This is a genomic window from Lentilactobacillus sp., assembly GCF_040773105.1.
Taxonomy (GTDB): Bacteria; Bacillota; Bacilli; order Lactobacillales; family Lactobacillaceae; genus Lentilactobacillus; species Lentilactobacillus parabuchneri.
On record NZ_JAXGWW010000081.1, the window covers coordinates 1 to 8,383 of the forward strand.

Consider the following 8,383-nt stretch of genomic DNA (forward strand, 5'->3'; position numbering starts at 1 on the left):
AATTCATCAAATTCACCTTTACCGTACATCGATGTGACCATCTTAACGATTTGGCGAACCTCATTAAATGTTGGAACATCGCTGACACCGCGATATTCGTAAGAAACATTGTCGCCACGCTTTTTGTAAAAATCAGAACCGGTTCCACCAACAGCCAAAATTTGATAGTCATTCGAACCCGAATGCTTCTCAATAAATTCGTTGGTTTCGCGAATGACGTTGCTATTATAACTACCAACCATGCCACGATCGGATGTGATAATTAAATACGCGCTTCTCTTAGTCTTAGACTGATCATTGTCAGCTGAGTGACCTGAGGATTTCTTTAACCCATCCAAAATGTGAGATTGGGCTAAATGTAATACAACAGATTTGATTTGGCTTGCATATTCCGCATAACTAACCGTATGCTTTTGGATCTGGTTCAGTTTTGCCTGAGAAACCATTTCCATGGCATTCGTAATTTGTCGCGTCTTCTTAGTAGAAGTAATCCGATGTTTAACATCGTTCAGCGAAGCACCCATGTAATCTCACCCTCCTTAAAACTAGTCATTCGAAGCAGCTGATTGATCATCATTTGATTGTTGATCATCTTGTTTGCTTGGTTGGAACGTCTTTTCAAACTCTTTAATTGCGGCATCCAATTTGCCCGTATCAGGTAATTGGCCAGTCTTAACAATATCATCCAACAAATCTTTATCATTTTGATCAAAGTAGTCAAAGATTTCATTTTGATATCTCAAAATATCGTCAATGGCAATCTTATCCAAGAAGCCATGAGTCAAGCAATAAAGAATCACAACCTGCTTTTCAACAGGAATTGGAGAATGAAGCGGCTGCTTCAAAACTTCAACGGTTCTGGCACCACGATTCAACTTGGACTGAGTTGCTTCATCAAGGTCAGATCCAAATTGTGCGAATGATTCCAATTCGTGGTATGAAGCAAGGTCGATACGCAAGGTACCGGAAACCTTCTTCATTGCCTTAACCTGCGCATCACCACCAACACGAGAAACAGAAGTTCCGGCATCAACGGCTGGTCGAACACCAGAATAGAAACTGTCGGCGTCCAAGAAGATCTGTCCATCAGTAATGGAAATAACGTTGGTTGGGATATAAGCGGAAACATCCCCTGCTTGAGTTTCAACGATTGGAAGAGCAGTCATTGAACCGCCACCCAACTTGTCACTCAACTTAGCAGCACGTTCCAATAAACGTGAGTGGGTATAGAAAATATCACCAGGATAAGCTTCACGACCTGGAGGACGACGAAGAATAAGTGATAACTCACGGTAAGCATCAGCCTGTTTTGATAAGTCATCATAGACAATCAAAACGTGTTGACCCTTATGCATGAAGTATTCACCCATCGTAGCGCCGGCATATGGTGCAATATACAGCAGTGATGCTGGTTCGGATGGTCCGGCTGAAATAACAGTCGTGTAATCCATTGCGCCATACTTTTCTAAAGTACTTACGGCAGTACGAACAGTTGATTGTTTCTGTCCAATCGCAACGTAAATACATTTCATGTTTTGACCCTTTTGGTTCAGGATCGTATCAATGGCGATTGAAGTCTTACCAGTTTTACGGTCTCCAATGATCAACTCACGCTGACCTCTACCAATTGGAATCAAAGAATCGATCGCTTTAATACCGGTCTGTAATGGTTCAAAAACAGATTGACGATCCATAACACCTGGTGCTTTATGTTCAATTGCTTTGTGATCGTCGGCCTTGATAGGGCCCTTTCCATCGATTGGTTCACCGAGTGAATTAACAACTCGTCCAATCATATCGTCCCCAACAGGAACTTCCATAATTCGGCCGGTTCTCTTTACAGAGTCACCTTCACGGATATCTGTGTCATCGCCTAAAATCATGATACCAACATCATTGGTTTCCAAGTTTTGGACCATTCCATAAACGCCGTGGCCGAAGTCGAGCAACTCCCCAGACAACGCGTTTTCGAGACCATGAGCACGAGCAATACCATCACCAACATATGTAACGATACCTGTTTCTTCAACGTCGAGCTCGTTCTTATAGCCTTGTAACTGTTGCTTAATAAGAGCACTGATTTCCTCAGCTTTAATGCTCATAAGTTTCACCTCTTTAAATAGATATCGTTAGTTCAACAATAATTCCTTAACTTTATTAATTCGAGTCTTCACACTGCCGTCGATAATCACATCGGACGAACGGATCACAATTCCGCCGATTAATGATTGATCAACTTTAGTATCAAAAATCGCCTTTACAGCGCCAACTCGTTTTTCGAAAGCCTTGGCTAAACGATCAAGCTGATCGTCATCAAGCGGGGAAGCCGAAACAACCTCTGCTCTGACAATCTTCTTGTCGTCTTCGTAGATTTTCTGAAATTGGTCAATAATGTCCAAAATTTGTGGAAATCGACGATAACTGCCAACAACTTTAAGAAAATTATTAATAAAATCTGATGCATTTTGGGTGATAGGAGCCAGTAATGATTGTTTCTCATCATCTGCAACTCGAATATCATCGAGAATATCAATCAACTTTGGATTAGCAGCAAAAATTTTTCGTAGTTCAATCAAATCAGCATAGCCGGTTTCAAGTTCATTAGAATCACTAAGAACTTCAAACATGGCTTTTGCATATTTTTTTGAAGCGCTCATATTATCTAATGTCATTTCTGCTTACCCAACCCTTCAATGTAAGAGTCTACAAGCCCTTTTTGATCATCTTCGTTTAATTCTTTTGAAATAATCTTGGATGCAATTTCAATAGAAAGGCTTGCCACATCTTTTCGAGAATTAGCCAAAGCTTCTTGTCGCTGTTGTTCAATATCCTTTTCAGCAGAACTCTTAAGATTAGATGCTTCATTTCGAGCATCTTCAACGATTTGTTCTCGTTGTCTTTGTCCAGTCTGTTTTGCATTGTTAATAATTCCATTCGCGTCATCACGAGTCTTATCTAATTCAGCCTGACGTTTTTGAGCAAGTTCAGCTGCCTTTGTCCGTGATTCTTTGGCGGAATCAATATCATTAACAATTTTATCTGAACGGTCTTGCATCATCTTCGTAACTGGCTTCCATGCAACAAGTTTGATCAACCACATTAATACAAGAAATGTGAGCATGACAAACAGCATATCACCAACATAAAGCTGAGCTCCAACTACTGAATATGAAAACATCAATTGGCACCTCCTTCTTTGTGTATTTGACTAAACTAGTAATTACTTGTTCATAACTAGTAAAGCAACAACGAAGGCGATGATAGGCATAGCTTCAACCAAACCAACACCGATGAACATGTTACTACGAAGTTGTCCGGATAATTCTGGCTGACGTGCCATACCTTCCAACATCTTTGAAATTAAGATACCATCACCAATAGCTCCACCAATAGCGGCACCAGCCATTGCAATACCTGCAGCAATTGCTCCCATAATTAAAAATCCTCCTTAATAGTCTCCAAAATAGTTTTACTAATCTTCCAGCTCGAGCTTTCGTGAAATATATACGGATGATAACGTCACAAAAACGTAGGCTTGAATACATCCAATAAAGACTGAGAAACCTGTCCAAGCCAGCTCAAGGATGAATGACACAATCCACATAACTGCTCCACCATGCGACATACCAATAATGATCCCAAGAAGCATTTCACCTGACAGGATGTTACCGTAAAGTCGCAATCCTAAAGTCAGGAAATTTGTAAATTCTTCGAACAAGTTAATTGGTAAGAATAATACGAATGGCTTCAAATAATTTTGAAAATGTCCCTTATAACCTAACTTACGGATTCCCAAGAATTGGGCAAGCGTTAAAGTCATAAGTGCCAAAGTCATTGCAACCACCGGGTCAGAAGTTGGACTTTTGACATATGTTACACCAGAGATATCGATATGCAAAAAGAGTCCTTGCAAGTTCGCAACAATGATGAACATAAACAATGTAAATCCCCATAATCCAAGGGTTCTACTTGTTTCTCCGGAAATTGAGCTTCGGACAATACCATTAGTAAAGTCTACCGCATATTCTAAAACATTCTGTGCTTTGCCCGGCTTCAAAGTTAGATGCCTCGACAACGCATATACAAGGACTAAAACGACAACGCAGGCTAATAAGATTGAAATCATATTACCGACATTAAATGTCAGTCCTAAGAATTCAAAAGTAGAAGCAGCAGAATCTCCCACAAAATCTCACCTCTTTCCTCGATATAATCACGCATGCAAATCAATCTGGTTTTGGTCCAGAAGACAATAATACCAAAGTGAAACATTGCGATGGTAATGAACACAGAGCCGTGTTCAAATACAATTGAAATCATACCACCAATCATTCCAAAATTCAAAACAATATTGACACGGGCGTTGCCTTTAAACAGTAGGCTGGACGCACATATCCGACACCCGGTTCCTTTACTGAACGTGAATCACGTTGAGTCGCTTAATGATTTGGTCATCAAAATTAAAATTCTTTGTTAATGACGACAAAAGGCTGAAAACAAAATTGATATTTGCTTCAGCCCCCTTCGCTATTTCGTCCCAAACAAACGATCACCGGCATCACCGAGGCCAGGTACGATATAACCTTTATCATTTAATTTTTCATCAAGCGCAGCGGTATAAATATCAACATCCGGATGTGCTTTTTCAAGTGCCTTAACACCTTCTGGAGCGGCAACCAGGCAAACAAACTTGATGTTTGAAGCTCCACGCTTCTTCAGCGCGTCAATCGCCATGATGGAAGAACCACCGGTGGCCAACATTGGATCGACAACAAAAATCTGACGTTGATCAATGTCTGAAGGCAGCTTCACAAAGTATTCGTGAGGTTCAAGTGTCTTTTCGTCACGATACATCCCAATGTGACCAACCTTGGCAGCTGGAATTAAGTTCAGCATGCCGTCGACCATTCCAATCCCTGCTCGCAAGATTGGAACGATGGCCACTTTCTTTCCAGAAATTTGTTTGGCGTGTGCAATGCCTTCCGGTGTCTCAATATCAACATCTGCCAGCGGCATGTCACGAGATACTTCAAACGCCATCAAAGTCGCAATTTCGTTAACGATTTCCCGAAATTCTTTTGTACCGCAATTTTTGTCCCTGATCAGCGATAATTTGTGCTGAATCAGTGGATGATCCATAACTTGAAACTTACCCATTATATTCCCACTCCTTTTTGTATTCCGAAATAATTGTATCACATATGTGGTCGGGAAAAGCATACAAAAAGGCTTGAAACCCCAATTAGTTTCAAGCCTCATAAATTTATTGATTGATCGGATGATCAGCCGTTAATTTTTCAACTTTGGCAGAGACATCCTGCAAGTTCTTTTCATCAGTTGGGTTGTCGATCACCTGCAAAATGAGGTTGGCAACTTGACGCGCATCGTCTTCTTTAAAGCCGCGTGTTGTGATGGCTGGCGTTCCCAACCGCAACCCGCTGGTCTTCGAAGGTGGCAATGGGTCGTTTGGAATGGATTCTTTGTTGGTTGTAATGTGAACCGAATCCAATACGTTTTGTAACTCTTTTCCGTTTAATGATGTCTGGGTGAGATTGATCGTCATCAAATGATTGTCCGTTCCGCCGGTCAAAACAGAAACCGTCTTGGAATTCTCAAAGACTTCCGCCATCGCCTGGGCGTTTTTGATCACTTGTTCACCGTACGTCTTAAATTCAGGTTGTAAATCTTCATAAAATGCTGCAGCTTTTCCGGCAATAACATGTTCCAAAGGACCACCCTGACTGCCCGGAAAGACAGCAGAATTAAGCTTCTTAGCATACTTTTCTTTTGCAAGAATCAAGCCGCCACGAGGACCGCGAAGCGTCTTATGAGTGGTGGTGGTCACAACGTCGGCAACGGGCACTGGACTTGGATGCAAGCCAGTTGCCACAAGGCCGGCAATATGTGCCATATCAACCATCAAATAAGCACCAACCGAGTCGGCAATCTCGCGGAATTTTTGCCAGTCGATGATTCGGCTGTACGCAGAAGCACCGGCAATAATCAGCTTAGGCTGCACGATTTGGGCAATCTTGGCCACCTCATCGTAGTCAATCAGCTGCGTCTTTGGATCAAGTCCGTATGAAAAGGAATCATACAATTTTCCCGAGAAGCTGACCTTGGCACCGTGGCTCAAATGGCCGCCGGCATCCAAACCCATCCCAAGAATTCTGTCTCCAGGCTTTAAGAAGGCAGCGTATACTTCCTGGTTCGCCTGGGAACCTGAGTGAGGCTGCACGTTGGCATATTCTGCGCCAAATAATTCCTTGGCACGGTCAATTGCCAACTGTTCAACGACATCAATGTACTCACAGCCGCCGTAATATCTGCGACCCGGGTATCCTTCGGCGTACTTGTTGGTCAATACGGAACCCTGAGCGGCACGAACAGCGTTTGATACGATATTCTCAGACGCGATCAGTTCAATATTATGTTCCTGACGGTTCTCTTCATTGGCAATTGCATCCCAAAGTTCTGGATCCTGCTGTTTATAATCGTAGTTCAACTGCAACACCTCACTAATTTATTTGGTACAAATAAATTATAACTGCTTGAAATGCATTTGCCCAGCCGATTTGTTCAATCGATTCATATAAGCCTCGCCAATCCCCTCAGGGTCAATGCCTTGCGTAAAGATAATTTTATACTCGGGGTGATTATCAAAATCCCGTAATTCCGCAAACAAATCGTGAGCGGCACTTTTAGCATCACTGCCCAGTGAAATGACGTCGGCGTTATCCGGCCAGTTAATGGTTTTAATCACGTGATCAAACGCCATGACACCCACTGATTGCGGATGGGACTTGATCCAGTCCACCACGTCGTGCCAGTCATCGTCCGGATCGACAATGTACACCTGGGCGGCCGGGGCATAATGCTTGTATTTCATTCCGGGAGCCTTTGGCGTTTGCTTCGCGCCAACATGATGCAACTCGTCAATGACCGGTCTGTGGATCACTGCCTCGATGTCTTCTTTAGTGACCGCACCGGGTCGTAAAATTGAAGGTGTGTCAACTGACATATCCAAAATAGTCGACTCAACGCCAACCGTTGTCGGCCCGCCATCAACGATCGCCGCAATTTTGCCATTAAGGTCATGGTAAACATGCTTGGCGGTTGTGGGACTTGGCTTGCCAGAGGTGTTGGCCGATGGTCCGACAATTGGTACCCCAGCCTTGGAGATCAGGTCAAGGGTCGTTTGATTATTTGGAAATCTGAACGCCGCGGTGTCAAGTCCACCGGTAACGGTTTTTGACAACGCATTCGGCTTTAACTTGAAAATCATCGTCAATGACCCTGGCCAAAACTTTTGGATCAAATGACGTGCCTCATCGGAAAGCGGCTGCACAAATTGTTCAACCATTGAAACGCTTGAAACCGTCACAATCAAAGGATTATCGCTCGGACGTCCCTTGGCAGCATAGACTTTTTTAACGGCCGCCTCGTTGGTGGCATCCGCACCCAATCCATACACCGTTTCGGTGGGAAATGCGACCAACTCCCCTTTTTTGAGAAAATCAGCAGCTTGGTCCAGTTGGGTTGCTTTTAAGACTAATGTTTCCATATTATATAACCTTCATTTCTTTACTTGAATCATCCGTTGGTGTCCGGCAACGTCATGTTTGCCAATCACCTTCGCCTTTGGCAGCGCGGCTTGAAAAATATCACTAACGGCTTTTTCTTGTTTAAAGCCAATTTCCAAAAATAGTCGGCCATGGGCAGTTAAGTGCGCGTCGGCTCCGACAGCAATTTTCCGGTAAACTGCCAATCCCTCATCAGCGGCATAAAGTGCCATGTCCGGCTCGCTTTTAATAACGCTGGCATCCATATAGCGCTTTTCGTCGTATGCAATATAGGGTGGGTTTGACACAATGATGTCAAATTGTGACGAAATCCGGGCAAAAACATCACTGAGAACAAACTGAATATCTGCCTGATTTTGACGGGCATTTTCCATCGCGACTTCAAGGGCCGCCTCTGACAGGTCACTTGCAGTTACCTGCCAGTTGGGGCGTGCTTTTTTTAACGCAATCGCAATCGCCCCGCTGCCGGTCCCAATATCCAAGACACTGAGATGATCAGCCGTGGCTTCATTTAAAACCCAGTCAACCAGTTCCTCGGTTTCCACGCGGGGAATCAACACATCCGGCGTCACCGTCAATGTGCTGCCATAAAAATCCGCCTTGCCCACGATATACTGTGGTGGCGTTCCGGCTTCAAGCTTGCTGACTGCCGTTTGGAATTCCAGCCACTGTTTGGCGGGCATCTTTTGCCGATACCGAATTAAGAGGGCCGTTGGACTTAAATCGAATAATTTTTCCAATAGGAAATCGACGTCGTACATATCAACGTCCGAAATATCTTTAATACGAAAAGAAGCCCA

General features: G+C 43.4%; 10 protein-coding genes. All 10 read right to left on the reverse strand.

All coding sequences use genetic code 11. The features are described 5' to 3' along the window. Positions 1-524, reverse strand: a 524-nt coding sequence (locus AB3112_RS05735; RefSeq protein WP_367334095.1) for a F0F1 ATP synthase subunit gamma, incomplete at its 3' end; no start/stop codon positions are given. Between the two features lie 21 nt (positions 525-545). Further along, on the reverse strand, positions 546-2,102 hold the full coding sequence (atpA, locus tag AB3112_RS05740) for a F0F1 ATP synthase subunit alpha (protein WP_084972686.1): 1,557 nt from the start codon (positions 2,100-2,102) through the stop codon (positions 546-548). Between the two features lie 27 nt (positions 2,103-2,129). Next, complete coding sequence (gene atpH / locus AB3112_RS05745; protein ID WP_057909335.1) at positions 2,130-2,672, reverse strand: ATP synthase F1 subunit delta; 543 nt, start codon at positions 2,670-2,672, stop codon at positions 2,130-2,132. After that, positions 2,669-3,178, reverse strand: a complete 510-nt coding sequence (gene atpF / locus AB3112_RS05750; protein WP_057909336.1) for a F0F1 ATP synthase subunit B — start codon at positions 3,176-3,178, stop codon at positions 2,669-2,671. The genes atpH and atpF overlap by 4 nt, the downstream gene beginning before the upstream one ends. Before the next feature lie 42 nt (positions 3,179-3,220). Continuing rightward, positions 3,221-3,433, reverse strand: coding sequence for a F0F1 ATP synthase subunit C (gene atpE, locus AB3112_RS05755; protein WP_008858078.1), 213 nt, complete (start codon positions 3,431-3,433; stop codon positions 3,221-3,223). Positions 3,434-3,472: 39 nt separating this feature from the next. Continuing rightward, positions 3,473-4,186: a F0F1 ATP synthase subunit A gene (gene atpB, locus AB3112_RS05760; RefSeq protein ID WP_367334096.1), complete on the reverse strand. Its 714-nt coding sequence runs from the start codon at positions 4,184-4,186 to the stop codon at positions 3,473-3,475. Between the two features lie 341 nt (positions 4,187-4,527). After that, positions 4,528-5,157 (reverse strand): uracil phosphoribosyltransferase, encoded by a 630-nt coding sequence (gene upp / locus AB3112_RS05765; RefSeq protein WP_057909338.1) that lies wholly within the window; start codon positions 5,155-5,157, stop codon positions 4,528-4,530. 106 nt (positions 5,158-5,263) lie between these two features. Then, positions 5,264-6,514 (reverse strand): serine hydroxymethyltransferase, encoded by a 1,251-nt coding sequence (gene glyA, locus AB3112_RS05770; protein ID WP_057909339.1) that lies wholly within the window; start codon positions 6,512-6,514, stop codon positions 5,264-5,266. Positions 6,515-6,541: 27 nt separating this feature from the next. Beyond that, entirely contained in the window at positions 6,542-7,564 is a 1,023-nt protein-coding gene (locus AB3112_RS05775) for an L-threonylcarbamoyladenylate synthase (RefSeq protein ID WP_367334097.1), read from the reverse strand. Between the two features lie 12 nt (positions 7,565-7,576). Beyond that, positions 7,577-8,383: peptide chain release factor N(5)-glutamine methyltransferase (gene prmC / locus AB3112_RS05780; protein WP_367334098.1), on the reverse strand; the 807-nt coding region annotated here is incomplete at its 5' end.